Raw genomic sequence first — 26,441 nt, forward strand, 5'->3', positions numbered from 1 at the left:
TGTATTAGAAGAGGGTTTAGACGGTTGAGCTTGAGATTTCTTGACCCATGCTCTAAGTGTTTCTGGGGTACATCCCAGTTTATCTGAAATCGATACTAGCGCAGCCCAAAGAGAAGGGTATTCATGCTGTTGTGTGGTAACAAGCCTAATTGCACGTTCACGAAATTCTGATGTATAGCGATTTGATTTTTTCATAGTTCCAGTTTCTCAAGTTATTGAGTCTCTGGCAAACACGGGGCGATTCAAAGTGATTCATCACTTGCTCCACTTAAATTTAAAAATAACGAATGAAAACGATTAAATTTATAAGCAGATAGATGACAAAAAGCTAAATAACTAGATTTTAAATACACCTATCCTGTGATTATGCAGACATAGGAGGACGATAAAGAGAACGTGCAAAGTTAGGTTGATGCTGCATTACAGCATGTTGCACTTTTTCAGAGGGTAATTTGGAGGCTATAAATAGTGAGTTTACATGCAAGACTGAATGCGAACTACAAGCACTCATAGGACAACTGCAATCTTGGGTTAACGTGCCTTGCTCACTGCAGCAATCCATAGACATGGTTGTTGTATCAGCGTCGTTGCTCATTGCCATATCGCTATGCTGCATAGATGCATGGGTTGCCATGTTCATATGCGGCATATCACATACCATAGATACAGACGCAACGGCTTGACCCACAAAAGTGAGTAACAAAGTTAGCGTGAGTAAAATACAGTAAATACGTTGCAATGAATTAACCTAAAATAAATAGACATTTAAAGTTTATGGTAACTACGTTTAAAACTCAATAATTAACTGGTTTTTACCACTGGCTTTATCAAACTACTGGCTGCAATGGCGAATAGACAATAGCCGGTAAAATACCAAAAACCAGTACCAAACTCAGCATGCATATTAAGTAAGTCTTCTGAGTTCGCGTTTGCATTACCAGCCATGTAAGCCACGATTAATGCAATAACAAACACATCCACCATACTCCATTTACTTAAAGCGATAATCACCTTACCAAGCTTGTGTTTAAATGAAGTCTCCTTTAATACACAATACAACAATTGAAGCAGCAGCTTAATTGTTGGGATCACCATTGAAAAAAACGCTACTAATATCGCCACTAAGTAGTTTTTGTTATCGGCTAGTTCGTTAACGGTGCCCCAAATACTGCGCGTTTTTTGATAAGCGCTGATCTCGCCTTCAAGTTTATCTAACCCCAACATACTCGAGATCATCATTAGCATATTACGGGTGTTTTGATTCCCTTCATCTGCCAACATTTCAATGCCCGCCTCAGCAAGTTTAGACTTATCAATTTTACCTTCCATACTCAGTACGGGCTGAGTCACCCCGGGAATTAATAAAGCTAAGGCAATTAAAATAGTGGTAATAGGTAAAAATAAACGCATGGTGTAATACTAAGTAAAATCAATATGTGCCAATCATACCCAAACGTTTTGCGTTAGTCTTGCTCAATAATGGTGGCTAATAACTCATCCGCATATTGGCGTGCATCTAACATGGCGCTAAATACGGTCTCAATATTCGAGGCTGGGCGAATAGTCTCTAACAACTTTGTAGCTAATTGCCAGTTATCTTCCTCTACCGCTTTGACTAAATGCAATGAGTTACCCATCATGCCTTCAAAACTTAATAATGCACCAGATAACTCAGCTCCTAAACTAAACTCTTTAGCAATAGCTTCCAGCTCCATATCTAAAATAGCATCAAGTACCGACATTAAGCCGACTAAATAACCTTGTTCTGCAATGACTTTTCCGCCAGGCTCTAAAATTATTTGCATAAACTGCGCTCGACATAAGCCTAAACGAGTAAGTTCACTGGGCTTATCTGAGCCAAGCTCACTAAGCGCTAAAACCCGTACAAACTTTCTAATAGAGTCTTCCCCTAAATACACAACCGCTTGAGGAATAGACGTAATCACTAGATTTTTATTAGCTGAGCGAGCATTTACTAATTTAAGAACACGTGCAGTTAAACCCACATCTTTAGAAATACGTTGATTAATTTCATTAAAATCTAAGTCTGTGCGTGATGTGCAACGCAGTAAATCTAAAACTGCCATTTTTAAGGGTTCAATATTGCTGTAACTGAGCATTTCTGGATGTGCAAAAAAGAACCCTTGAAAATAATCGCATCCAGCCTCTTTCAGTTGCCTGAACTCTTCATAAGTTTCAATTCGCTCTACCACTATTTTAATATTAGGAAAGTTGCGTTTGAGTTTTTTCAGCAGCATGCTGGTTTTTATTACCGGTTCTTCAACTTCAAGCTTTATAAAATCTACCAAACCGAGCAAAGGTTGCCATTTTTCGTGTGCGTCGTAATCATCTAACGCAAATACATACCCTTCCTTCTTTAACTCGGTTACTCGTTGAGCAACCAGCTCTATATTTTCAGTGCGCTCAACAATTTCAATTACGGTATTTTCTGGCTGTAATAATTTAGGTAAATCCTCTAAAAGCCCCTCACTCGATAAATTAATAAACGCAGTTTTATTGAGCGTTAGCTTTTCAATACCAACCAGCATTAGCGCATTAAAAAAAAGTCGTCCTGTAGCTTGCCCGTCAGTTGTTCCTACAGGAAAAGCATTATTAACTGAATCGCGATAGAGCAACTCATAAGCAAAAATGCTTTTATCACCGTCAAAAATTGGTTGCCGAGCAATATATTGAGTGACCAAAATAGATGAATTTTTTACGTCTGAAATATTTGGCATTAACCTTCCTGCTTAACAGTGATGTCATCATTATTTTTATTATTTAATCAGTATAGTGAAACTTTAAATACTTGCAGTAATTTTAATTAGATTAAAAAACAAGCAGGTAAGTTTAAATTTATACACTTAAAACCAGCAGATTAGTATCCTTATTTTTTATAAGGTTTTATTGCTTGTCGCCGCCCTGAGCATACCCAAAACCTGTGCTTATAAGGTATAATATAGGCACTATTTACTTATAAACTCACAAGAGCCACCAAAAATGAGCATTGAACAAGCCTTAATAGAGCGTAGCAGTAACCAATGTGAACTCTGCGCAGCAACCAACAACTTAACTGTTTACGAAGTCCCTCCTGTTACAGAAGCTCATTCAGATAAATGCATTTACACCTGTCAAACATGTAAAGATCAAATAGAGGGCAATAGCGATTTAACCCCAACCCATTGGCATTGCTTAAATGACAGTATGTGGAGTCAAACACCGGCGGTACAAGTTGTGGCTTATCGCATGCTGACTCAGTTAGCAGCTGATAACGGCTGGGCACAAGACGCGCTTGATATGATTTACCTTGAAGAAGATACATTAACATGGGCGCAGCAAGCACTTGCTGAAGATGATGATATTAAACACATTGATAGCAATGGTGTGGTACTACAAGCTGGCGACACCGTCACGTTAATAAAAGATTTAGATGTGAAAGGTAGTAGCTTAACAGCAAAACGCGGTACTGCCGTTCGCAATATTGGCTTAACCAGCAACCCTGAACATATTGAAGGGCGTGTTGATGGACAGCGTATTGTAATTTTAACTAAATACGTAAAAAAATAAGTAACGAATCAAGGCGCGTAGCGCCTTTTTTTATATCTCAACTTTCTTTATTTGCTGTATTTGCTAGTTAAGCAATGATTAAGCAATGATTAAGCAATTCAACCGTATGCTAACGACCATATACCATATTCCATTAAGGAACTACTATGTTCTCATCTAAGCCAAATTCAATGTTAAAGTCGATTGCAGGCCTGTGTTTTATATCAAGTGGCGCACTTATGCTGAGCGCATGTAACGACGATACCGCACAGCAAACTAGCGCTGTGGCGCAAACAACAGCGACCTTACCGGTGCAAGTTAGTTACTTAGATCGCAGTCTATTAGCGCCTAATTCACAGCTAACCGTTACCTTGGTTGATGTGTCAAAAATGGATGTGGCAGCAACCGTAATTTCTGAGCAGGTGATTGATTTAGTGGGCGCACCGCCTTACCAAGTAGAGCTTGAGTACAACCGTGAAAAAATTGACCAAACTCACCGCTACAGCGTGCGTGCAACCATTAATAATCAAGGGAAATTAATTTACACCAGTACAACCAGTAACTCGCCTTTTGCTGATACTAGCTCATCTGAACCTTTAGAGATTATTGTTTCAAAAGTAGCGCCAAAGCCAGATGTTGATTTAGTAAATACCTACTTCAAAGCGGTTTCAATCGACGGCAACCCTGTTGTAGTGAATACCAAAGAGCCATTTATTCAGTTTAATAGTGATAACACTGTGCACGGCTTTTTAGGGTGCAATAACTTTAATGGCGGTTATGAAGTATCGAAGCAAGCAGTGACTTTTACGCAGTTAGCTACCACGCAAAAAATGTGTCATGACAATATGGAACAAGAAAGCGCGATGGCGGCTGTGCTTCAGGCAGCAACGCAATGGCAAATTAACGGTGAAAAATTAGTATTACAAAATGAGGCAGGCAAACAACTTGCAACCTTTAACGCTGTTTACTTTTAATTAAGCGTAACGATACTCCGCATCTAAGTAGATCAGTATAAAGCCCAGTTAAACTAGGGTCTGTTGATCTTTCAAGGTTAAATTTGCAGCAGTCTGTTTGGTATTTAGGCAAGGCAGAGCCTATGTGGTGTGGTTATTCCCCATAAATAGGCGATAACGCAGCATCAATGCCAAACAGGCGCTGCCCGAAGGGTTCTGCCTAGGGGCGATTTACTCTTTGTTGCCTACATGGATGTAGGTAAGGGGCGTGAGCAGGACGCGGAAGCTTTGCTTGGTTTTTACTTATTCTTACATGGATGTAAGCCAGTAGAATAACGCAGGAGCAGTTATCGAGCCCACTAGGTTACAAACCTCCTGCCGCGATTAAACCGCCCCTAGTTTGAACAAATTTTAATCCGCAAAGGTCAACAGACCCTAGGCTTTTTTATTTTTATTCGGCGACTAACTGCTCGCTACGGTAAAAACCACTAGGCTTACTCAACAAGCTTACTAGTTCAGGTAACACGTCATCCATAGTTTGTTTCAGCTTCCATGGTGGATTTATCACTATCATTCCAGAGGCGGTCATACCATGTACTTCTGTATCTGCTTCGGTACCTAATTCAAATAATTGAATATTTTTAATTCCCGCGTCAATTAAACTCTGCTCCATATTATCAATACGTTCTCTGTCCACAACCGGATACCAGATCATATATGTACCCGTCGCAAAGCGTTGGTGGGCTTTGACAATGGTTTGTACTACCGTATTGTAATCGTCTTTTATTTCATAAGGTGGGTCTATTAACACACAGGCTCTGCGCGAAGCTGGCGGTAATAAACCAATTAAGCCCGCAAACCCATTTTCGCCGCGTACTCGAATAGAGCGCTTACCTTGCATGTTTTCTTCAAGTAATACCAAATCTCGCGGATGCAACTCAAAAAACCAGCCCTTATCTTGGCGGCGCAAAAAGTGTTCGGCGATTTTTGGTGAACCTGGGTAAAACGCCAGAGACGAACTTTCATTAAACGATTTTATTAACTCAATGTAGTCGTTTAAGGCACCGTGCTGACTGGTATGTTGCCAAAGTTTTTCTATGCCATCTTGGTACTCTTGGTTTTTTTGCGCGTCCGGTGCTGCCAGCTCAAAAAAACCAGCACCCGAATGCGTATCGATATAGTCAAGCGGCTTATCTTTTATTGTTTGATAACCCAGCACTTGCGCTAACACTAAATGTTTAAGTACATCGGCAGGGTTACCCGCATGAAAGGAGTGTCTGTAACTAAGCATTATTTATTTTCGCCATACGCTGTTTAATAAAATTAGTGAACCATAAAGCACACTGCTTTGGCAATCGTCACAGCAAAAGCGGGTGTTTACGTGAACCATTTCTGAATGAAAAAGCCAATAGCATGAATTATCCCTTAACATAGAATAAAAATCACCTAAAACCAGCGTAAATGCTGGCAAATAAACACACTTTGCTTTACATTTGCATGACATTAATTACAGTTATATGAGCGCATTTATGAACAACAATACTCTTCAACAACTCGAACAACTGATCGACCAACTAATTACCCGTAATAATCAGTTGCAAACTGATATTACAGAGCTTAAAGAGCAAAACAGTAAACTGCTTGATGAAAATGAGTTATTACAGTTAGAAGCCCTTGAAAATGAAGAAAAACAAAAAGATGCAAGCACCACCTTGTCGTCATTATTAGATAAATTACAAAGCGCACAACAGGCAAGCTAATGTCTGAGCTGCAAAACCAGCGAGTCACTGTTGAATTGCTTGGTAAAGAGCAGCAATTTGCTTGTCCGGCTGGGCAAGAAGAGGCACTAAAAGCGGCCGCCAAAAATCTGAATGATTTAGTTGAACAAATGAAACAACGTTCAACTGTCAGAAACGATCAAAAAGCATTACTTATGGCTGCTTTGAATTTAAGCCACGAATTGCTTGAAGCAAAAACTCAAAAATCAGTTGAGCTTGAATATCAAGATCAACTGATTGATAAGCTGAGTCAGTACTTAAGCTCGAACCCTGAGCACATTAAATAAAAGCGCATTTTGCGCTTTTATTGTTTTTACCGTCAAAATACAGCTAGAGAAAAGATGAAACCATTTTTAACTAAAGCTCAAAAAATAGGTAAGTGCTTACTGCCTTTAATCGGCCTATTTATACATACAAAAAGCAATGCAGCAGTTGAGTGGCAATCGTTATCGGCTAATATTCAATTTATCCAGCAGCCAGATAGGTTACGTTTTTACGACTCTAATCAAGTGTTAATTCAGGGCAGTGAATGTGCCTTACTGATAGATGCCAGTGGTAACTTTGCGGCGGTAGAACAACTGGTAACTGAGCTAAAACAACGTCTAAAGACGCCTTTGTGTTATTTAGTTGCAACCCACTTTCATGACGATCACTTACTGGGGATGGCGGTTATGCAGCATTACTTCCCAGACGCAAAACTTATTACTCACCAACAAGTCGCTAACGATTTTTCCCGTTATCAGCAAGCATTAACAGACAAGCTAGAGGGGTTCGAGAAAAGCATTGAGCTGAGCTATCAGCGATTAGCCACCTTACCCGATGCTGAGCAAACTCAATGGCGAGAAAAGCTCACTCGCGCTAAAACACGCTTATTTCGCTGGCAAGGCTATCAACTAACACCACCAAAAATGAGTATTAGTGAATCTAAAACATTAGATTTAGGTGGCTATACGCTCACTATAAGCCCGCATCAGGCACATACTAATGGCGATTTAACATTACTTGCCGACAAGGGTAAAACCTTAATAGGTGGTGATATCATTGACTGGCTACCCTACCCAGGGCATGGCGAGCTTAAGCAATGGCAAAACTTATTAAAAAAATATATAAATAATAATACGCTGTCACTTTTCATTCCTGGCCATGGCGATTTGGTAGATAAAGTTAAATTAAAACAATCACTCACGTTTTTAGAAGCAATTACGGAGCATGCTAAAAACAACCCCGACGCCAATATTGAGCAATTACAAAAAAACTTTCCAAGTGAAGCTCTAAAACCTTATCAACAAGAACCACTTGATATAAAATCAAGTAACTTATTTTTGCAATCGGGATTACTTCGCGCTAAAAACAGCCAATAACTGAACACAATGGATTGTGTTAAAATATGGAAATATATTTTTTAAAAAGGAATAAAATGCGTCACTTGATCTTATGCTTTGCCATTGTATTGCTATGTAGCTGTAAAACCACACAGCCAGAGATCATTGCGCCTGTAGTCCCTGCACCTTTAGAGCAAAAAGCCGCACAATCAAAAACGCCAACCTCTACACACACCAACAAAGTTATTAATAAAAAAACAATACCTAAAGCCCTAAAAGTGACTCAACCGACTGACTTATGGGCACATATTGCTGATAACTTACATTTACCGGTTGAGCAAAATCAGGCGTTAAAAAAACGCATTAACTGGTATTTAAAACAGCCGAATTATTTAAAAATAGTGTCTCGCCGTTCAGAGCCTTTTTTATATCATATCGTAAGAAAAGTAGAGCAAAAGCAGCTCCCCATGGAACTGGCATTACTGCCATTTGTAGAAAGTGGCTTTAGGCCTACCGCCCGCTCAAGTGAGCACGCTGTGGGTGTGTGGCAACTGGTTGCAGCAACCGCGCATCATTTTGGGGTTAAATCTGATCAATGGTACGACGGACGCCAGGATGTATTAGCCTCAACCGATGCGGCACTTGATTACTTGAGCTATTTACATAAACGTTTTGATGGTAATTGGCTGCATGCTCTTGCGGCCTATAATACCGGTGAAGGTCGAGTTAAGCGCGCTATAAAACGCAATCAAAAACGAGGTAAATCAACTGACTTTTGGGCACTAACCCTACCAAAAGAAACCGCTGACTATGTACCAAAACTATTAGCACTGAGCTATTTAGTGAAACACCCTAAGGCAAAATTTAAACGGCCAAAGCTTCCTTATAAAGCACTGACTACCTCGCTAAATGTGGCAAAACAGTTTGATTTTTCAGTTATGGCCAAGCTCTCTGGCATGGGCGCCAAACAACTGCATGCCCTTAATCGGGGTTATTTAAAAAATCAAAGCTCACCCCATGGACCGCACACTCTGTTATTACCTATAGAGCAACAAGCTTTATTAAAAAACCGCTTTTTTAAAGCCAATTTTGCAGGGGAATACATAGTCAAAAAAAATGACACGCTATACGGTATTGCTAGGCATTTTGGCTTGCCCTTAAAAGTACTAAAACAGCTCAATAATAAGCAAAATAACTTTATTGGCGTTGGCGAAAAACTTATTTTAGGGGAGCCGCAAACTTTGCCTGAGTCGCTCACTATTAACTATAAAATAAGTCCTTACTTAGAACAAAAAGAGCAAATCATTCCAACCATCGAGGTAGATTACCACGTAAAACCCGGTGATAACCTTTGGAATATAAGTCAGTTATACGGCGTTGCTCATAGCGATTTAGCGTGTTGGAATAAATTATCAGCCTCAAGCGTATTAAAACCTGGGACTCAGTTGGTTTTATTTATACCTCAAGCCGCTACGCCAAAAACTACACCGGCGAAAAAAGACCTGTTACTCGACTTACAAAATACATTAAATCATCCACGTTAAGTTTCTAAAGCGCAGTATTTCGCGTAAAATTGCCTTTAATTAATTTAAAACTCAAAGAGACAAGCATGCAAATCAGTAAAAATTCGGCCGTTGAATTTCATTACACCCTAAGCGAAGCGGGTGAACAAATCGAAAGCAGCCTAAACGACGCGCCATTAAGTTATATTCACGGCAGCGAAGGCATGCTTCCAGGTTTAGAAACCGCACTTGAAGGTAAAGCCGCTGGTGATAAATTTAGCGTTACTTTATCTCCAAGTGAATCATACGGTGAGCGTGTTGATGACTTAATTCAACGCATCCCGCTTAAGCACTTACAAGGCGATGTAAAAGTATGGAAGCCCGGTATGACTGCGATGGTGCAATCAAATCAAGGTCGCCATCAAGTGACTATCGTAAAAGTAGGCCGCTTTAATGCTGATTGTGATTTAAACCACCCATTTGCTGGTAAAACACTGACCTTTGATGTTGAGGTTGTATCAGTTCGTGAAGCAACAAGCGAAGAAATCTCTCATGGCCACGTTCATGCTGAAGGTGGTTGCGGCCACGCACATTAATTGCTAATTAAAGGAACAAGTATGTCAAAAGTTGCAATAGTAACCGGTGGCTCTAAAGGCATTGGCTTTGCTGTGGTACAGCGATTATTAACTAACGGCTATCAGGTTCATAACTTAGATATTGAGCCCAGTGAGAGTGGTGTTTTTCATCAATGTGATGTTAGTGATGTAACCGCCGTACGCCTGTGTATACAGGCTATTATTGAAAAAACACAACGAATTGATGTACTTGTTTCAAATGCTGGTAAACATTTAAGTGCCACAATTGAGCAAACCGATGAAGCGACATTCGATGCGCTAATGGCACTTAATGTTAAAGGTGCGTACGCGGCTATACAAAGCGTATTACCAACTATGAAAGCACAGCAAGGTGGCGCTATTGTGTTAATTGCCTCAGATCAGGCCATTATTGGTAAACAAAACTCATTTGCTTATAACCTGACTAAACATGCATTGGCTTCAATGGCTAAAACCACCGCCTTGGATTACGCAAGCTTTAATATTCGCGCTAATGCAGTGTGCCCTGGCACCATAGAAACGCCGTTATTTCATAATGCAATTGATGCATATTGTAAAAGAAGTGGTGCTAACAAAACCGATATTGTTGCAGAAGAAGCCGCCTTACAACCGCTCAACCGTTTAGGTCAAGCCGATGAAGTTGCTGCACTGGTAAGCTTTTTAGTAAGTGCAGATGCCAGCTTTATTACTGGCAGCTTGCAACGTATTGATGGCGGCTACACAGCACAATGAGCACTAAAATTATTGACCCGCATGTGCACTTTTTTAATTTGCTGGAGGGTCAATACACTTGGCTGCAAGGTGCTAACCCACCAGCTTGGTCTAACTTAGATAAAATAAAACAACCGATTAGCGTTGCTGAACTGATCAAAAGTACGGACTTTGAACTCGTTGGTTTAGTGCACATAGAAGCAGGCTTTGATAATAACCAGCCCGTTAAAGAGTTAAACTGGTTAGCCAACCATATTAAAACCATACCTTATAAAGCGATTAGCTTTGCAACAATTAACCAGCCAAATAACGCATTTAAACTAGCACTTCAGCAGCTAGAACATTGCTCTCTTGTAGGCATTAGAGATATCACTGAAGGTCATGATGCCGAGCGCTTATTGAGCCCACATTGCCTCGATAACCTGCAGCACTTGAGCCAATTAAAGCTGCATTTTGAAGCCCAATTTGAAGTAGAAAACCTCAACATCACCGAGCGGCTCATTTCTTATGCCAACCAAGTTAGTGACTTACAAATAATCATTAATCACACTGGGCTTGCACACAACCTTGCTAACTGGGCAGCTGCAATTGAACTACTTGCAAAGCAGCCTAATGTTGCGATTAAGTTTTCAGGTTTTGAGTTACTCATGCTTAATAGCGAGCAGCAAAGCCAATGTTTTATACATATATTAAAGCATTTTGGTATGCAAAGAGTGATGTTTGCCAGCAACTTCCCAGTGTGCCAAATTAACATTAACTACAATGAGTTATGGCAACATTACCGCACTCTCTGTGACGATACTATTATCTGGCAGCACCTGAGTTACAAAAATGCAGCGCGCCTCTATCAACTCTAAATAAAAACCGCTATATTTAGCTCAACAGTTTAAAAAACGAGCATGCGTATGGCCATTTTTAATTCACCTTCTCTTAAATACACATTACTTCCTTTTTCGCTAGCCGCCTTATTAACAGGTTGTGGCGGTGGAGGTAGCGACAATGCGACCAACCCAACAACGGATAATAGCGGCTGGACTTCAGGTGTATTTGCTAGCTCAGGACAATTTAAAGGTCAATGCCAAGCAATTAATGAAAAAAACTGGCTACGCTCTTGGAGTAACGAAACCTACCTATGGTATGACGAAATTATTGATACCAATCCGGCATTAACATCAGGCGTTATTGATTACTTTAATACTTTAAAAACTGAGCAACTGACTGAATCGGGTGCGCAAAAAGATAATTTTCACTTTAGTTTGCCGACCGATGAGTGGCAAAGACAAAGCCAATCTGGCCTGAGCTTTGGTTATGGCTTTAACATAAAAATAATTGCAGGTAGTGCGCCACGCCAAGCTATTGTTAGCTACACCGAGCCAAATACCCCAGCTAGTAATCAAAATATTATTCGTGGTTTTGAGCTTTTAGAAGTTGATGGTGTTGATTTTATTAACACCACATCATCGAGTGAGGTAGGTATTATTAATGCAGGTTTATTCCCCGAGCAAACGGGTAAAGTTACCGAATTTGTATTTAGGGATATCAGCACCAATGAAAATCGCACTGTTACGCTCACGTCTCAAAATATCGAATCGCAACCAGTAATGAATGTTCGTACCGATTTAGCCGATGGTGATGTAGGTTATTTTCAATTTAATAGCCACAACGCCATAGCCGAGACACAGCTTTACAACGCCTTTAACCAACTCGCTGCCAGTAGCATTAAAGATTTAGTCATTGATGTGCGCTATAACGGAGGGGGACTATTACAAATGGCTAGCCAAGTAGGCTACATGGTAGGGGGCAATAACACGCAGGGCAAAATATTCGAACGCACTATTTTTAACGATAAATACCCCAATACTAACCCTGTGACAGGGCAAACACTGACACCGATGCCTTTTACAAATCGTTTTGTTGGCTTTGAAAATAATCCTGCAATTGTAGCAGGCACGCCGTTACCCACCTTGAACTTGGAAAGGGTATTTTTACTCACCACCAGCAGTACCTGCTCGGCTAGTGAGGCTATCATTAACGGGCTGCGCGGAGCAGATGTTGAAATTATTCAGATAGGCGCAGGCACCTGTGGTAAACCCTATGGCTTTTACCCTACCGATAACTGCGACACCACTTATTTTACCATTCAATTTACTGGCGAAAACAATAAAGGTTTTGGTGAGTATTCAGATGGCTTTGCACCGCAAAATACTATTGATGACGCACGCCAACCTGTTCGTATTGCAGGGTGTGCTGTTGCTGATGACTTTACTAAACGCTTAGGTGATGCAAGTGAAGGCTTACTCGATACTGCGCTGAGCTATAGAGCAACTGGCAGTTGCCCAGCTCCAAGCTCGATAAATAGTGTTCTTGGTTTTGCGCCCACTATCGCCACCGATATACCAGAAGTAAAAGATATGCGAATTCAAACCATGCTAGAACAAAATACTATTCTTAGTGATAACATGAGATAAGCAATGAACATATTATTAGCAATAAGCATGGCTGCAGCGACATTAGGGCTAACGGGTTGCTTAGCGCAAAGCTCAGAACCCACACCTAAGTTGCAACATGCGTTACTGGTTGAGCCAAATAGCGCTAAAGTAGCCGAGGCTATTACGCAACTGCTGCATAGCTCGCAGGTTCAATTAGCCGATGACGTCTTTGTAACCTCAAGCACAGTTACGCTTGAGCAACTTAATCACAAAAACTCTCAGGGAAATCCGATTATGGGCAAGCAGCTTAATATGCCGGATCAGTTTGAACTGATGATTAAGGGAGAGCGCTGTTTTGTTCGCCACCTTGATAGCAAAGCAACCATTGAACTAAAACAGGTGCTTTGTAAAATAAATCCACAGCGATAAAAAGCCGGTAAGTGAGTTATCACTTACCGGCTATTCATAAATAGAGCTATTTAACCTGAACTCTGGATAATAAATCCATCTCAAGCAGAGTTCAGGTTATTTATTTTATTTCTACGCGTTGTGAGCGCATTACAATTTCATCGTTAAGTTCAATCCCAAGACCTGGTTCTTCTGATACTTCAAAAAAGCCATTTTTAGGTTGTGGATCTTGTAAGCATAATTCTCGGTTCCACTTTTTAATCGCATAAGTATGATGTTCATGGATTAAAAAGTTAGGGATCGCTGTTTCTAAGTGCAATGCTGCCGCGGTTGCAACCGGCCCACCACATACGTGTGCCTGAATACGCACGTCAAAAATATCGGCGTAATCACATACTTTTTTAGTTTCAGTAAAGCCACCACATAAACCAATATCTGGCTGCAATACATCAATACTTTGATCTTCCAAATATGGACGCACACCCCAACGGTTATATAAGCGCTCGCCGCCAGCAATAGGCACAGCCACTTTATCAGCCACTTTGGCATGTAACGAATGGTTCAAATAATTCACTGGCTCTTCAAAATACATACAGTCGAATTCTTCTGCAATCTCACCAATTTGAATTGCTGATGTCGCCCCTGGTAAGCTATGACATTCAAAAATAATATCGACTTCGTCACCCACGGCTTCACGAATAGCTTGCATACGGGCACGGTATAGTTTCATTTCTGGGCGGGAAATAATATTTGTACGATCGTAATAGGTATTGCCATCTTTATCATATTGAATTGGGTCAACTTTTACTGCATCGTAACCTTCTGCAATTGCCTTAAGCGCCGCTTCAGCATATTCTTGTGGCTGCACCAATGCTTTAAATTCGCTGTCCCAGTCAAACTGTAACTGTGATGCATAAGTACGTAGTTTGTCATTAACTTTACCACCAAGTAACTGATAAACAGGTAAACCCAATGCTTTACCTTTTATATCCCAAAGCGCCGTATCAATTGCACTCATTGCTGCATAAACTACAGGCCCACCGCCTAAACCCCAAAAGCTTTCACGCAACATACGTGACCATAGTTTTTCAGTTTGAAACGGGTCGTGGCCAATTAAAAAGGCATCGGCCATTTCTTTGATCATCGCAGCGGCAGCGCTGTGACCTAAGTCATACGCAAGACCGGCTTCACCTACACCGCTAATCCCTTCATCGGTATGAATGCGAACAAATACCGGCGTCCATGCAGGACGTTCAGGACAATGAATATCAAAGACTTCAACGCGATTTACTTTCATAAAAAATTCCTTATTAACCTTTATCGGTTATTTTGCAAAACTTGGGTCAAGACGATACGCTTTTCGTAACATGGCAGGCCATGCTAGCTGCCCCCCAGTACTGCCGCTGTGAACAACGTTCGCTTGGTTATAAATGTTATCAATAATAGCTTGTGGTACTGCAATCGCTTCTTGGACGCTTGATTGAATGGCTAACTGTATTTCACAGGCACGCTGAAGGTCATAAAAGCGCATAAACGCATCACCTACTGTTGGCCCTACCGTTAAGCCGCCGTGGTTCACCAATAGCATATGATTGGTGGTGCCTAAATCTGTTTGCAGGCGTTTACGCTCATCATCATTCACCGCTAGACCTTCATAACCATGGTAAGACAGAGAAGGTAATGAAAACATCGAATACTGACTTAACGGTAACAGCCCTTCTTTTTGTGTTGCAACTGCAATGGTTTCTTTAGTGTGCAGGTGTATGACGCAATGGGCATCCTCACGTACTTCATGAATGGCACTGTGAATGGTAAACCCCGCCGGGTTAATATCAAATGGAGTGTCGTCAATAATGCGGCCATTTAAATCGACTTTAACTAAGTTAGATGCAGTGATCTCATCAAACGTTAAACCAAACGCGTTTACTAAATAATGATCCGTACCCGGTAAGCGAGCAGAAAGGTGCGTATAAATTAAATCCCCCCAACGAAAATGGTCAACCAATCGATAACATGCGGCTAAATCAACACGTAATTGCCACTCTTGTTCTGATACTTTATTTTTTAAATCGAGCTGGGGTAAATCAAACATAACAAGCCTTTTAAAACACAGCATAGCGCTAGTGATTATAGATGTTTAGAAGTCTAAATGAGTATTCGCATGATGGCAATCACCAAATAAAAAAGCCACACAAAGGTGTGGCTCTTTTTAGATTGCGTTAGCGATTATTGTACTTTTGATAGGTAATCGGCAATTGCTTCAAATTCTTCATCAGTCACAGTCGCAACCATTGCTTTCATCGCCATAGACATACCATTGCTACGTGCGCCTGACTTGATGTCTTTCATTTGCGCTACTAAATACTCTTTGTTTTGACCATTTAGTTTAGGGTACATCGCCATAATAGGTGCTTTACCATCTGCACCATGACATGTTTGACAATTTTTAGCGGTGTAAAGTGCAGCGCCATCAGCAGCGGCTGCTGAAAATGAAAAACTTGCGGCTAAACCAATACCCGCGCCTAATAAAAGTGTTTTTATCTTGCTCATTGTATTTACTCTTCTTTTTACGGTTAAAAAAACGGTTGTGATAATTGTAGTCAATAAATCTTTAAAAAGCATACGTCCTTGATAAGGTTTGACGATCAATCAGAACAAATACGTGTATCCCTCATAAAACAAATATTAGCTTGCCTTAGCTGAGCAGATACTTAATAACACCTTACCAAATAAGATCGTCTGGCACTTCAAAATCAGCATACGGATCGTCTTCGTCTTTAGCTTTGTTCTCAGGTTCGACATGAAACACAATATACTTTTCATCAACCTCAGCCACTTTGCGTGCAGGCTCGTCTTCTAATACGTAAAACTGGCCTTCTAATACACAAATAGCTAAACGTCCGCCCGAGAGCGCCTTTTGCGTTTTTTCATTCACATCAAGCCCTTTCACTTTATTTTCATAAGTAAAGTTAAAGGTACGCTCACCGCGAATTGATTCTTGATTATGATGCTCTAGAATTTGCTTAACACGGGCTACTTGCTCGCGTTGCTTTAATTCTTCTTGGCGCGTTTTGTTAAGCTCTTCGGCTTTTTGCTGCTGCTCAAGCTTGGTTTGCTGAATATGTTTTTGCAAATCATTTGGGTTACTTGTCGCTCCCTTCTTTTGCTTTTTCTGTTGCTTGCGCTTTTCTGATTTAGCAACTTTGGCTTTATGTGATGTTGTTAAACCAGCTTGGAGCAATTGCTCTTGTAGTGACCCCATGGCGTGTTCCCACTAAAAACGAATATTAATGCTATTTTAATCACCAACGAGCGTAAATAACAGCGCTATTGGTATTAATCTAACAAACTACTGAAAACAAAGCATGATTTAGCGCAATAAAGATTAATTTATGAAAACCCTAGGATATAATGCGGTTCAACTAATAAGCAATGTTAACGGCAGTCGATGCGCTTACCTCACTTACTCTTTTGTTCTGTTTTCATTTTTTTTGTTTTATACGCACCACAGCCATTGTTAAGTTTATTTGCCACTGAATTTAATGTAGCGCCTGCCATTGCGGGCAGCTTAATGACTGCCACTATGCTGCCTTTAGCCATTGCCCCTTTGGTGTATGGGTTGTTTTTAGCCAAGCGAAACCCATTATTAATTTTACGCACTGCAATGTTATTCCTCGGTGTGGGCTGTATATTATTTATTTATGCCCCTAGCTTTGAGCTGCTGTTACTGGTTCGGTTTTTACAGGGGTTGACTTTGCCTGCCGCACTGACCGCTATGACCAGTTATATTGGTATGAGTTATCAAGCCGATACATTGCAAAAAAATATGACTCTTTATATTGGTAGTACAATTGTCGGTGGTTATTTTGGCCGAGTATTGGCTGCGCTCTTTAGCGACCTGTGGTCATGGCAAAGTTTTTATTACTTAATTGCTGCCGTGTTGATAATACTCGCGCTCAGTATTCCCCATAAACGCTTTGTCCTGAGTAACTCCAATGAGGTGTTATCACCATTGGATTATATTAAACAACTTAAAGAAGGCTCAGCACTTAAGCTCTATGGTGCCATATTTTGTATGTTTTTTTGCTTTGCAGCGCTATTAAACTACTTGCCTTTTATTTTAAAAAAGACCTTTTTAATTAATAACACCCGCGACATTGGCTTAGTTTATAGCGGTTATCTAATTGGCGCGTTAGCCTCTATTTTTACCCCGTGGTTATTAAAAAAAATGACCTCAGCTTGGCGCTTGTTGGCAGCGGTATTCCTATTTTATAACCTTAGTATTGTGTTATTAATGAGCCATTCACTGATGTTGTTTTTAGTTGCATTCACACTCTTTTGTGGCGCTATGTTTGTAATTCATTCAACGGCGGCCCCACTAGCTAATAAAATTAGTCACGCTCCACCGAGTGTTACTAATGGTTGTTACGTGTCATTTTATTACAGCGGTGGCGCACTAGGGTCATTATTACCTGGGGTGGTTTATCAAACGCATGGACAAACCGCGTTTATGGCAACACTTCTTGCGGTTTGCTTATGTGGGCTGGGGCTTATTTTGTGGGCTCAGCGCGATGGCAAAAACATTACCCGCGGCTGATGCTCAGTAAAATCAAAGAAACGCAGTAAATCAGGCTTAGTTAATAGCCATGTTTGGGTATTTATAAATGGATGGCAATGAAATAAGTCGCCAAACCAAATATCCTGATCAAGCCAGAGCGTTACATCTCGTTGCTTATCGTTCATTAAGCTGAGCATCGATACACAACCCGGTGCAACCTTTAGATACTTAGCCAAGCGCTCATTAGAGGCAAATCCTAAACGCGATAGTCCTTGTTGTTTAGAAAGTGATTTTAAATCGAGTTGTTTATCGTGAGCGGTGATCACTAAAAAATGGCGCTTACCTTCGTTATCCCGCAAAAATAGATTTTTTAATCGTGTTCCTGGGCGATTCACCATCAGCTCGTCGGCATCTAAGCTACCATGTAACGCTGGATGCTCAATTACATCATAGTTAATATCAAGCTGAGCTAACACTGCTGCTAATTTTTGTTTATCCGCTAACATACTACAAACAACGCCCTCTTAATTGCACACTTAAATCACGCCATAGCACTTCGTTTATTTCATGCTTGTCTGCACAATAGTTACGTTGTGCAAGCTCTTTATTAAGAAACTCTACCGCTTGATCTTCTAATTGTAACTTAAGCACGCTCGACTCTTCAAAATGCTCTTGTTCGGCAAAACGCTTTACATCGCTTCGGGTTAGTTTTCTATTGATATTAATTTGCTCGCGGCTCTTAGCCTTTACAGAGACCACATAGGCAAAAAGCTTGTTACCTTGCTCATCAAGGGTGTCATAAAATTGTTTATTATTAATTTCATAAGGAGGTTCATCTACCGAGCTAGCACAACCAAAAAGGAAAACCATTAAAACTAAAGCGTATTTTTTCATTATGTATTGTCGTTTTAGTAAATATTGAGGCCGAGTTTAACAAAAATTAGTTAAAACGGAAAAATTTGTGAAAAAATACTTGACCAAAAACGTAAAAATATTTAAAGTTCACCCCGCTTAAGACTCAGCACTTAAGCATTTACAGTATATGTAAATTAGGAATGTGGGGCTATAGCTCAGCTGGGAGAGCGCCTGCCTTGCACGCAGGAGGTCAGCAGTTCGATCCTGCTTAGCTCCACCACTTTCCTACCCTCTCCTTTAAGTAATATCCTTATTTTTATATTCTAAATAAACTTCTCTGTTAATAATGCTTTGTATTTTTTAATCTCTTTGTTTGCTTAATTGTTTGATTTTGCTAAATCGAGATCAAAAATGCCGAGCAAAGCCCGGCATTTTTATCGTTTATAAGGTTGGGTAAGTTATTCGCGAACTTGACCAACACCATTCACTAAATATTTTTCAGTGGTTAATGACTCAAGCCCCATAGGGCCATAAGCATGTAGCTTGGTCGTTGCAATACCAATCTCTGCCCCTAAGCCTAGTTGTGAGCCATCAGAAAAGCGTGATGACGCATTAACCATAACAACCGACGCATCCACACTACGCTGAAATAACTCTGCTGCCGCATCGTTCTTAGTACAGATAACTTCAGTATGATTTGAACCAAATTGAGCAATGTGTTCAACCGCTGCATCAAAACTTGGCACAATGCGAATTGCTAACTCTAGGTCTAAGTACTCTTCGCCAAATTCGTTATCAGCAAGTACAGTAGCGTTATCAAAGTACTCAGCCGCCTTGGCATCAGCATTAATTTTTACACCTTCTTGACGAAGCACAACTGCACACAGATTTAAAAACTCATCAGCTACATCTTGGTGTACCACTAAACCCTCTAGTGCATTACATACGCCAGTACGTTGAGTCTTGCCATTTAGCAGTAGATTGAGCGCCACTTCTAAATCAGCATCTTTATCTACATATAAATGACAAACGCCTTTAAAGTGCTGAATAACAGGGATTGTGCTGTTTTCAGTAACATAGTTGATTAGGCCTTCACCGCCACGAGGGATGATTAAGTCAATGCTATCGCGTTGTTGCATCAATTCCATGAGCAAGGCGCGGTCAGGATCTGGGATCACTGAAATTAACGCAGTTGGTAGAGCATGTTTAGTAAGCACGCTATGCATTACACTGGCAATGGCTTGTGAGCTTTTAAGCGCTTCTTTACCACCGCGTAAAATAACACCATTGCCTGATTTAAAGCATAATGCACCCGCGTCAGCCGTTACATTAGGACGCGCTTCATAAATCATACATACCACACCTAGTGGTACACGCATTTTACGAATTTTAATCCCATTAGGGCGCTCAGTAATGTCACGTAACTGACCAACAGGATCATCAAGTGAAACAATCACTTCGATACCCTCAGCCATGGCTTCAATACGCTCATCATTCAATGTTAGACGGTCTATCATTGATGCCGCTAAGTTATTGTCGCGTGCAGCACTTAGGTCACTCTCGTTTTCTTTAATTATAAATTCTTTTTGATCTCTTAATGCCGCTGCCATATCGGTTAACACTTTGTTTTTAGTCTCGGTATCGAGTAAAGCAAGTGTATGTGCAGCCTTTGCTGCTTGGCGTGATATATCCGTAATTAAACTCATGACTTCTCCAATAATGCGATATCTTTTTCTGAAATAATTGGTCCAATTGAATCCTGCATTTTTTCGCTGAATTCACTCTGCTCGTTATCTGCAATAAAGTTTAACAAGCAGCTACTGTAATTTGCTGTGGCTTTAGCTAAACGCGTACCATCTTCACTGCGCACTAAGATAGTATCGCCCACAGCAAACTCGCCATGTACTTCTCTGATCTCATCGCCACGTAAGCAGCCGTCTTCACCTTCTAATGAATCATCGAACGATCCATCTACAACAACTTCACCCTGCTCATTGGCGGTGTGTGTCATCCAGTGAATAGAATCTTGCATTGGTTTTTCATAAGGCAAGAATACACTTCCTGGGTTTTCACCGGCTAACAAGCGAGTAAAGGTTTCTTCTTTAAAGCCATTAATAATGTAAGTTGCAATACCATGTGAAGTAGCTTTCTCTGCCGCTTCAATCTTGGTTTTCATACCACCTGTACCTACCGCACTGGTAGCACATCCTGCCATAGCATAAATAGAATCATCAATTGATTTTATTTCAGGCAATAATACGGCATCGTCATGCAAATTTGGGTTTTTATCGTACAAGCCATCTACATCCGAGAAAATCATTAATGCGTCGGCATCAGCGGCTGCTGCAACCATGGCTGATAGATTATCGTTATCACCCACTTTTAAATCATCTGTTGTTACTGCATCATTTTCATTAATGATAGGTAGCACGCCATGCTCTAGCAATGTAAATACGGTTTCACGGATACTCTGGTAACGCTCACGGTCACGTAAGTCACCATGAGTTAATAATAGCTGCGCTGATGGAAAATCAAAGAAACGATCCCACATAGCCATCATTTCTGTTTGTCCTGCTGCTGCCATCGCTTTTTTCATTACCACTGAACGAGGTTGTTCTGATGGAAATAAGTGTGAGCCAGCCGCTACAGAACCAGATGAAACTAAAATAACTTCTATTCCACGTGCGCGACAGCGAACAATAAACTGTGCGATGGTTAATAAATAACGTGAACGACAGCCATCTTGATCGGGTGCAATTAAGGCACTGCCCACTTTAAGTACGATACGTCGCCAATTTAACTTTTGCATAAGTGCTCAACTTTCCATTTAATTTGTATTCATCACATTGATGAATGAAACTAGGTCGCTATGTTTATAACACAGCGTCGAATTTGTTTATCATTGCCCACACTTTTTACACACACGTACACCGTCTCTAAAACTAGCGTTTTAAATTAAGATGCAAAAATAAATAGTATTAACCCAATAAATAAATCGGATCGTACTAACTAAAAAAATATAAAGTGTTGTTTATGTATCGCTGTAAAAAGCTGTGTGCGGCCTTTTTATTAACAACATACATAGAGCCTCTTAAGTCTGGTACACCAACAGATAGGGTGATGACTTAAGGACCGAGATTTAACCGCCACGATGGGGATTAAATATTGAAAGGTAATAGTTCAACTCAAACCTTTATTTATCTGCACTGAGCAAATAAACACCTTGAGCAAAACCATACCAAAGAGTCCGGTAAATGATATTGTATGTTCAAATATTACAAAACAAAGTAAAAACAATCAGTAAGAGAGTTAAAATGTTTATATCAAACATGATTAAGTATTTAAACTATAAACTTGGTTAGATAACTAATTATTCGAACACGAAGTATAATACGTCAAAGTAGCGGCTTAGATCAAGGCTAAAATTCAAGCTAAATAGGTCCACACTGCTAAAGCGAGTGTTTTTTACATTAACTATCATACAGTTAGACTACTATAAATAGGAGTTATAGAGACTATAACTTTGATAACATTTTAGAAAATGACGTTAACACTAAATAAATAAGTATTATTTATTAGCTAAATTGAATTTACACGTGTATACCCACTGTATTACTGGTAGGTAACAGTTATACTTTTAAACATTATTAATATTAAGGAGTTTTTACTCTATGTCAGCAATTTATATAGCCGGTATTGCATTGTGTTCGGTGCTAGCCCAATGGGTCGCCTGGGCATTCAGAGTACCCGCTATTCTGTTTTTGTTGCTTACTGGGCTTTTATTAGGGCCATTTACTGGCGTATTAGACCCTGATGCTTTATTAGGCGATTTACTTTTTCCTGTGGTGTCTTTAAGTGTTGCTGTGATTTTATTTGAAGGATCATTAACACTGCATTTCCGGGAGCTTAAAGGGATCAGTAAAGTCGTAAGAAACCTCTGTTCTATTGGTATGCTTATGACCTGTGTCGTTATCAGTTTAAGCGCCTATTGGTTATTAGAGCTAAATTGGCGAGTCGCAGCAGTACTTGGCGCTGTGCTTGTTGTAACCGGACCAACGGTTATTGCGCCACTGCTCAACTCAATGCGACCCACTCAAGACATCGACCGTATTTTACGCTGGGAAGGCATAGTCATAGACCCTATTGGCGCATTATTCGCGGTATTAGTATTTGAAGCCGTGATGTTAGTTGGTCAGGGTGAAGTGCTTAGCCACACTATCGTTGCACTAGTTAAAACCGTTGGCGTTGGTTTGAGTATTGGTGTGGTTTCAGGCTGGATCACAACGCAACTAATGCGCCGCGAATGGCTGCCATTTGAGCTACATAAATTTGGCATTTTAGCGTTAGTGTTAATTAGTTTTTCGATTTCAAACCATTTAAGTCATGAGTCAGGCTTATTGGCCGTGACTGTATTTGGCATTTGGTTAGCTAATCAAGATGACTTAGAAATAGATTCGGTGCTTGAGTTTAAAGAAGATCTTTCGATGATTCTGATCTCAACCTTGTTTATATTACTAGCTGCCAGATTACAACTATCTGACTTAATGATGCTCGACAGCGACGTATTTATATTCTTAGCTATTGTGTTATTTATTGCGCGCCCATTGTGTATTGCTATTTCAACCTTTGGCACCGATTTACCAATGAAGTCTCGCTTGGTGCTGGCTTGGATTGCGCCTCGCGGTATAGTTGCTGCAGCCGTAGGTTCTGTATTTGCATTAAGTATGATAGAAGCCGGTGTAGCCGATGCACAAAAAATGGTGCCATTGATATTCACGGTTATTATTGTCACTGTGGTACTGCAAAGCTTAACCGCTATCCCTGTTGCTAAATTGCTTGGGGTGCGCCAGCCCTCCCCTAATACTATTTTAATTATTGGTGCAAACCATGTATCTAGAGCGATTGCTCGTGGATTGAAAGAACAAAACATTCCCGTTCATTTATCAGACCCTGCTTGGGAAAACTGTAAAATGGCACGTATGGATGGTTTACCTTGTTATTACGGTAACCCACAATCTGAGCATGCTGAACGCTATTTACCTTTAACCACTATTCGCAGTGTTTTAGCGCTTTCACCTAATCGCCATCATAACGCATTAGGGGTGCAGTATTTTTCTCATTTATTGAATGAAAAAAATGTATTTTCACTACGCTCATCTTCATCACATGCTAAAGCAAATAAAGACAGTGCAACGTTCTTATCTCGACAAATTTTGTTCGGTGAAAACGGCGCATATGCTCGTTTAAGTAGCGTGATAGCCAAAGGCGGCAAAGTGAGTGCAACGCGAATATCTGAAGAATTTAGCTGGCAGCAGTATTTAGAAATGAATCCTGAAGCGATCCCACTGTTTATTCTCAAAGGGGATAAAGACAGTGATGAAGACGCACCAGTGAAAATGAGGCCTTTTACCAGTGATATGGAAAAGCCACCACAAGAAGGTGAGCGAGTGGTTGCGTTACAGCCGCCTAAGATATCGCTATTAAAAGATCCGGCCAATAACAAAGCCAAAGACAATAAAAAAGACGAGTAATAACTAAAAAGCGAGATTGCCACAAAGGCATTCTCGCTTTTTATTTACATACCTGAACTCTGGTTAAGAGATTTACTAACATATTAAATCATAGTCATAATTAGGTTTATTCTCTCTAGCCAGAGATAGATTTATTATCCAGAGTTTAGGTTACATAGGTAAGCGCGCGCGGGTAACGACACTGGCTGGCATTTTTTCAGCAAGTTTTGTTAATGCTCGCTCTATTTTTTTATGTGTCGCTTTATCGGCTACCGTGGTGTTAAACAGCCAACGATAAGCATCTTCGAAATCTCTTGGACTACCATAACCTTGATTAAACAAGCCAACTAATCGTAACTGCGCTTTTAAGTTGCCTTGCGCTGACGCCTCACGTAAGTAGGTTATTGCCATGGTTTTGTCTTTTTGGACCAACTGCCCAACGTCGTAGTAGCGACCTAGTTGCTCTAATGCAGCCGCTAAGCCCTGCTCAGCCGCTTTTTTCATGTAATACACACCTAAAGCAACATCACGCTCAACACACACTTTATAAGCGAGCATATCACCGTATAGGAATTGATATGATGGCAATGCCATTTTATTGGCTCGCGCTTCTATATCTTGTACTAACTGGCAATTATCTGCCTTTACGCGGGCTAGATGAGTGTTCTCATTAATTAAAGCTATTAACTCAGATTCAGTATACAGCGGCACAGCTGCAGGACTTTCTTCAGCTAAGCTATTGCTTACATTAAATAAAGAAAGTGTGAGTAGTGATAATGACCACACAGAGCAACGAGAAGATAAACGCATATTAACCACTTTAAAAATAAACTTACCAAATAATATACAAAGATCGTTCCACTATTAATAGCGTCACTTTTCTGCAGACATAAAAAAAGCTGCACATGGCAGCTTTTTTCAACATAAACCCAATTATGCAAATGGGCTACGAAGTATCATCGTTTCAACACGATCTGGACCTGTAGAGATAATATCAACAGGTACGCCAGTGATTTCTTCAATACGTTTAATGTAATCAATTGCCGCTTTAGGTAAACCTTCAAGCGATGTTACACCCACTGTATTTTCAGACCAACCAGGCATTTCTTCGTATACTGGCGTTACTTTATCGTAACCTTCAGCTGCTAATGGCGTCACGTTTGTCACAGTGCCATCTTCAAGCTTATAACCAGTACAGATTTTAAGTGTTTCTAAACCATCTAAAACGTCAAGTTTAGTTAAACAAAATCCTGAAATGCTGTTGATTTGGACTGCACGGCGCATAGCCACTGCATCTAACCAACCAGTACGACGTAAACGACCTGTAGTAGCACCAAATTCATGACCTTTGTCACCTAAATGCTTACCTACTGGGTCTTGCTTATCAAGACCGTCGTAAAGCTCTGTAGGGAAAGGACCTGAACCTACACGTGTTGTGTACGCTTTAATGATACCTAGTACATAATCGAGGTGTAATGGGCCAAAACCCGCACCTGTAGCAACGCCACCAGCGGTGGTGTTTGAAGATGTTACATAAGGGTAAGTACCGTGATCAATATCAAGTAGTGTACCTTGTGCACCTTCAAATAAGATGTTGTCACCAGCGTTACGCGTTTGATCTAAAAGCTCAGTTACATCAACTACCATTGCTTTTAAAATGTCTGCGACAGCCATTGCATCATCAAACGTTTTTTGAAAATCCACAGCATCTACTTTGTAGTAGTTCACTAATGTGAAGTTGTGGTATTCCAATACTTCTTTTAACTTAGTAGCAAATAATTCAGGATTGAATAAATCGCCAACACGTAAACCACGACGTGCTACTTTATCTTCATACGCTGGACCGATACCACGACCCGTTGTACCGATTGGTTTATCGCCACGCGCAGTTTCGCGAGCTACATCTAATGCAACATGGAAAGGCAATATTAGCGGACATGCTTCACTGATTAAAAGACGATCACGTACAGGTACGCCACGCTCTTCAAGCATGCCAATTTCTTTCATTAGCGCTTCTGGTGATAAAACAACACCATTACCAATCACACATTTAACATTGTCACGTAATACACCCGATGGAATAAGGTGTAGAACTGTCTTTTCACCGTCGATCACTAAAGTATGGCCAGCGTTATGACCACCTTGATAACGAACTACTAAAGATGCTTTATCTGTAAGGAGGTCAACTACCTTACCCTTACCTTCGTCACCCCATTGGGTGCCTAGTACAACAACGTTTTTACCCATTGCAAATT

28 protein-coding genes and 1 tRNA gene are annotated in these 26,441 nt (G+C 40.4%); 14 read left to right on the forward strand and 15 right to left on the reverse strand.

Annotated elements, in window-relative coordinates; genetic code table 11:
- The 4 genes from P20311_RS18715 to P20311_RS12735 all read right to left on the reverse strand — a co-directional run.
- The coding region (locus tag P20311_RS18715) for a transposase (RefSeq protein WP_138922260.1) at nucleotides 1-195 on the reverse strand (195 nt) is incomplete at its 3' end.
- A gap of 169 nt (nucleotides 196-364) precedes the next feature.
- Nucleotides 365-739, reverse strand: a complete 375-nt coding sequence (locus tag P20311_RS12725) for a hypothetical protein (protein WP_008113437.1) — start codon at nucleotides 737-739, stop codon at nucleotides 365-367.
- Between the two features lie 62 nt (nucleotides 740-801).
- Nucleotides 802-1,410: a paraquat-inducible protein A gene (locus P20311_RS12730; RefSeq protein WP_008113439.1), complete on the reverse strand. Its 609-nt coding sequence runs from the start codon at nucleotides 1,408-1,410 to the stop codon at nucleotides 802-804.
- Nucleotides 1,411-1,463: 53 nt separating this feature from the next.
- Entirely contained in the window at nucleotides 1,464-2,738 is a 1,275-nt protein-coding gene (locus P20311_RS12735) for an EAL and HDOD domain-containing protein (protein ID WP_008113441.1), read from the reverse strand.
- A 262-nt stretch (nucleotides 2,739-3,000) separates the two neighbouring features.
- Here P20311_RS12735 and P20311_RS12740 point away from each other — a divergent pair, with 262 nt between their 5' ends.
- Nucleotides 3,001-3,567 (forward strand): alkylphosphonate utilization protein, encoded by a 567-nt coding sequence (locus tag P20311_RS12740; RefSeq protein WP_008113444.1) that lies wholly within the window; start codon nucleotides 3,001-3,003, stop codon nucleotides 3,565-3,567.
- 146 nt (nucleotides 3,568-3,713) lie between these two features.
- Entirely contained in the window at nucleotides 3,714-4,520 is an 807-nt protein-coding gene (locus tag P20311_RS12745; RefSeq protein WP_008113446.1) for an META domain-containing protein, read from the forward strand.
- Between the two features lie 430 nt (nucleotides 4,521-4,950).
- Here the strand turns inward: P20311_RS12745 and P20311_RS12750 are convergent, their stop codons facing one another.
- The gene (locus tag P20311_RS12750; protein ID WP_008113448.1) at nucleotides 4,951-5,790 is read right to left on the reverse strand and encodes a 23S rRNA (adenine(2030)-N(6))-methyltransferase RlmJ; all 840 of its coding nucleotides are present in this window, start codon (nucleotides 5,788-5,790) and stop codon (nucleotides 4,951-4,953) included.
- Between the two features lie 238 nt (nucleotides 5,791-6,028).
- Here P20311_RS12750 and P20311_RS12755 point away from each other — a divergent pair, with 238 nt between their 5' ends.
- From P20311_RS12755 to P20311_RS12795, 9 genes are all read left to right on the forward strand, one after another.
- Nucleotides 6,029-6,259 carry a hypothetical protein gene (locus tag P20311_RS12755; RefSeq protein ID WP_008113449.1) on the forward strand — a complete coding sequence of 77 codons (231 nt, stop codon included), beginning with the start codon at nucleotides 6,029-6,031 and terminating at the stop codon, nucleotides 6,257-6,259.
- Complete coding sequence (locus tag P20311_RS12760; RefSeq protein WP_008113451.1) at nucleotides 6,259-6,564, forward strand: cell division protein ZapA; 306 nt, start codon at nucleotides 6,259-6,261, stop codon at nucleotides 6,562-6,564. The genes P20311_RS12755 and P20311_RS12760 overlap by 1 nt, the downstream gene beginning before the upstream one ends.
- Before the next feature lie 54 nt (nucleotides 6,565-6,618).
- Nucleotides 6,619-7,638: an MBL fold metallo-hydrolase gene (locus tag P20311_RS12765; protein WP_008113454.1), complete on the forward strand. Its 1,020-nt coding sequence runs from the start codon at nucleotides 6,619-6,621 to the stop codon at nucleotides 7,636-7,638.
- A 56-nt stretch (nucleotides 7,639-7,694) separates the two neighbouring features.
- Complete coding sequence (locus P20311_RS12770; protein ID WP_008113456.1) at nucleotides 7,695-9,143, forward strand: transglycosylase SLT domain-containing protein; 1,449 nt, start codon at nucleotides 7,695-7,697, stop codon at nucleotides 9,141-9,143.
- 65 nt (nucleotides 9,144-9,208) lie between these two features.
- Nucleotides 9,209-9,697 carry a peptidylprolyl isomerase gene (locus tag P20311_RS12775; RefSeq protein ID WP_008113458.1) on the forward strand — a complete coding sequence of 163 codons (489 nt, stop codon included), beginning with the start codon at nucleotides 9,209-9,211 and terminating at the stop codon, nucleotides 9,695-9,697.
- Between the two features lie 21 nt (nucleotides 9,698-9,718).
- Nucleotides 9,719-10,447: an SDR family NAD(P)-dependent oxidoreductase gene (locus P20311_RS12780; RefSeq protein ID WP_008113460.1), complete on the forward strand. Its 729-nt coding sequence runs from the start codon at nucleotides 9,719-9,721 to the stop codon at nucleotides 10,445-10,447.
- Nucleotides 10,444-11,283 carry an amidohydrolase gene (locus P20311_RS12785; RefSeq protein WP_008113461.1) on the forward strand — a complete coding sequence of 280 codons (840 nt, stop codon included), beginning with the start codon at nucleotides 10,444-10,446 and terminating at the stop codon, nucleotides 11,281-11,283. Before P20311_RS12780 ends, P20311_RS12785 begins: the two co-directional genes overlap by 4 nt.
- Nucleotides 11,284-11,331: 48 nt before the next feature.
- Entirely contained in the window at nucleotides 11,332-12,894 is a 1,563-nt protein-coding gene (locus P20311_RS12790; protein WP_008113464.1) for a S41 family peptidase, read from the forward strand.
- Between the two features lie 3 nt (nucleotides 12,895-12,897).
- A complete protein-coding gene (locus P20311_RS12795; protein WP_036933410.1) occupies nucleotides 12,898-13,284 on the forward strand; it encodes a hypothetical protein in 387 nt (128 codons plus the stop codon).
- A gap of 100 nt (nucleotides 13,285-13,384) precedes the next feature.
- Here the strand turns inward: P20311_RS12795 and P20311_RS12800 are convergent, their stop codons facing one another.
- From P20311_RS12800 to P20311_RS12815, 4 genes are all read right to left on the reverse strand, one after another.
- Nucleotides 13,385-14,560 (reverse strand): mandelate racemase/muconate lactonizing enzyme family protein, encoded by a 1,176-nt coding sequence (locus P20311_RS12800; protein WP_008113468.1) that lies wholly within the window; start codon nucleotides 14,558-14,560, stop codon nucleotides 13,385-13,387.
- Between the two features lie 27 nt (nucleotides 14,561-14,587).
- A complete protein-coding gene (locus P20311_RS12805) occupies nucleotides 14,588-15,355 on the reverse strand; it encodes a class II aldolase/adducin family protein (protein ID WP_008113470.1) in 768 nt (255 codons plus the stop codon).
- 134 nt (nucleotides 15,356-15,489) lie between these two features.
- On the reverse strand, nucleotides 15,490-15,813 hold the full coding sequence (locus P20311_RS12810) for a c-type cytochrome (protein WP_008113473.1): 324 nt from the start codon (nucleotides 15,811-15,813) through the stop codon (nucleotides 15,490-15,492).
- Between the two features lie 172 nt (nucleotides 15,814-15,985).
- Nucleotides 15,986-16,525, reverse strand: coding sequence for a DUF2058 domain-containing protein (locus tag P20311_RS12815; protein ID WP_008113474.1), 540 nt, complete (start codon nucleotides 16,523-16,525; stop codon nucleotides 15,986-15,988).
- A gap of 186 nt (nucleotides 16,526-16,711) precedes the next feature.
- On the opposite strand from P20311_RS12815, the gene P20311_RS12820 reads away from it, so the two are divergent.
- Nucleotides 16,712-17,860 (forward strand): MFS transporter, encoded by a 1,149-nt coding sequence (locus tag P20311_RS12820; protein ID WP_036985166.1) that lies wholly within the window; start codon nucleotides 16,712-16,714, stop codon nucleotides 17,858-17,860.
- On the opposite strand, the gene P20311_RS12825 is transcribed toward P20311_RS12820, so the two are convergent.
- Nucleotides 17,827-18,327 (reverse strand): prolyl-tRNA synthetase associated domain-containing protein, encoded by a 501-nt coding sequence (locus P20311_RS12825; RefSeq protein WP_008113480.1) that lies wholly within the window; start codon nucleotides 18,325-18,327, stop codon nucleotides 17,827-17,829. The genes P20311_RS12820 and P20311_RS12825 overlap by 34 nt on opposite strands.
- A gap of 1 nt (nucleotide 18,328) precedes the next feature.
- Nucleotides 18,329-18,715: a hypothetical protein gene (locus P20311_RS12830; RefSeq protein WP_008113481.1), complete on the reverse strand. Its 387-nt coding sequence runs from the start codon at nucleotides 18,713-18,715 to the stop codon at nucleotides 18,329-18,331.
- A 165-nt stretch (nucleotides 18,716-18,880) separates the two neighbouring features.
- Between P20311_RS12830 and P20311_RS12835 the strand changes: the two genes are divergently transcribed.
- Nucleotides 18,881-18,956: transfer RNA gene (locus P20311_RS12835), tRNA-Ala, on the forward strand.
- A gap of 178 nt (nucleotides 18,957-19,134) precedes the next feature.
- On the opposite strand, the gene P20311_RS12840 is transcribed toward P20311_RS12835, so the two are convergent.
- Both P20311_RS12840 and proB read right to left on the reverse strand, forming a co-directional pair.
- On the reverse strand, nucleotides 19,135-20,382 hold the full coding sequence (locus P20311_RS12840; protein WP_008113483.1) for a glutamate-5-semialdehyde dehydrogenase: 1,248 nt from the start codon (nucleotides 20,380-20,382) through the stop codon (nucleotides 19,135-19,137).
- The gene (proB, locus tag P20311_RS12845) at nucleotides 20,379-21,485 is read right to left on the reverse strand and encodes a glutamate 5-kinase (protein WP_008113486.1); all 1,107 of its coding nucleotides are present in this window, start codon (nucleotides 21,483-21,485) and stop codon (nucleotides 20,379-20,381) included. Before proB ends, P20311_RS12840 begins: the two co-directional genes overlap by 4 nt.
- Nucleotides 21,486-22,347: 862 nt before the next feature.
- Between proB and P20311_RS12850 the strand changes: the two genes are divergently transcribed.
- Nucleotides 22,348-24,207 carry a sodium:proton antiporter gene (locus P20311_RS12850; protein ID WP_008113488.1) on the forward strand — a complete coding sequence of 620 codons (1,860 nt, stop codon included), beginning with the start codon at nucleotides 22,348-22,350 and terminating at the stop codon, nucleotides 24,205-24,207.
- 150 nt (nucleotides 24,208-24,357) lie between these two features.
- On the opposite strand, the gene P20311_RS12855 is transcribed toward P20311_RS12850, so the two are convergent.
- Nucleotides 24,358-24,996: a tetratricopeptide repeat protein gene (locus P20311_RS12855; protein ID WP_008113489.1), complete on the reverse strand. Its 639-nt coding sequence runs from the start codon at nucleotides 24,994-24,996 to the stop codon at nucleotides 24,358-24,360.
- 123 nt (nucleotides 24,997-25,119) lie between these two features.
- Nucleotides 25,120-26,433 (reverse strand): adenylosuccinate synthase, encoded by a 1,314-nt coding sequence (locus P20311_RS12860; RefSeq protein ID WP_008113490.1) that lies wholly within the window; start codon nucleotides 26,431-26,433, stop codon nucleotides 25,120-25,122.
- Nucleotides 26,434-26,441: the final 8 nt, after the last annotated feature.

This window comes from Pseudoalteromonas sp. BSi20311, from assembly GCF_000239875.1.
Lineage (GTDB): Bacteria > Pseudomonadota > Gammaproteobacteria > Enterobacterales > Alteromonadaceae > Pseudoalteromonas.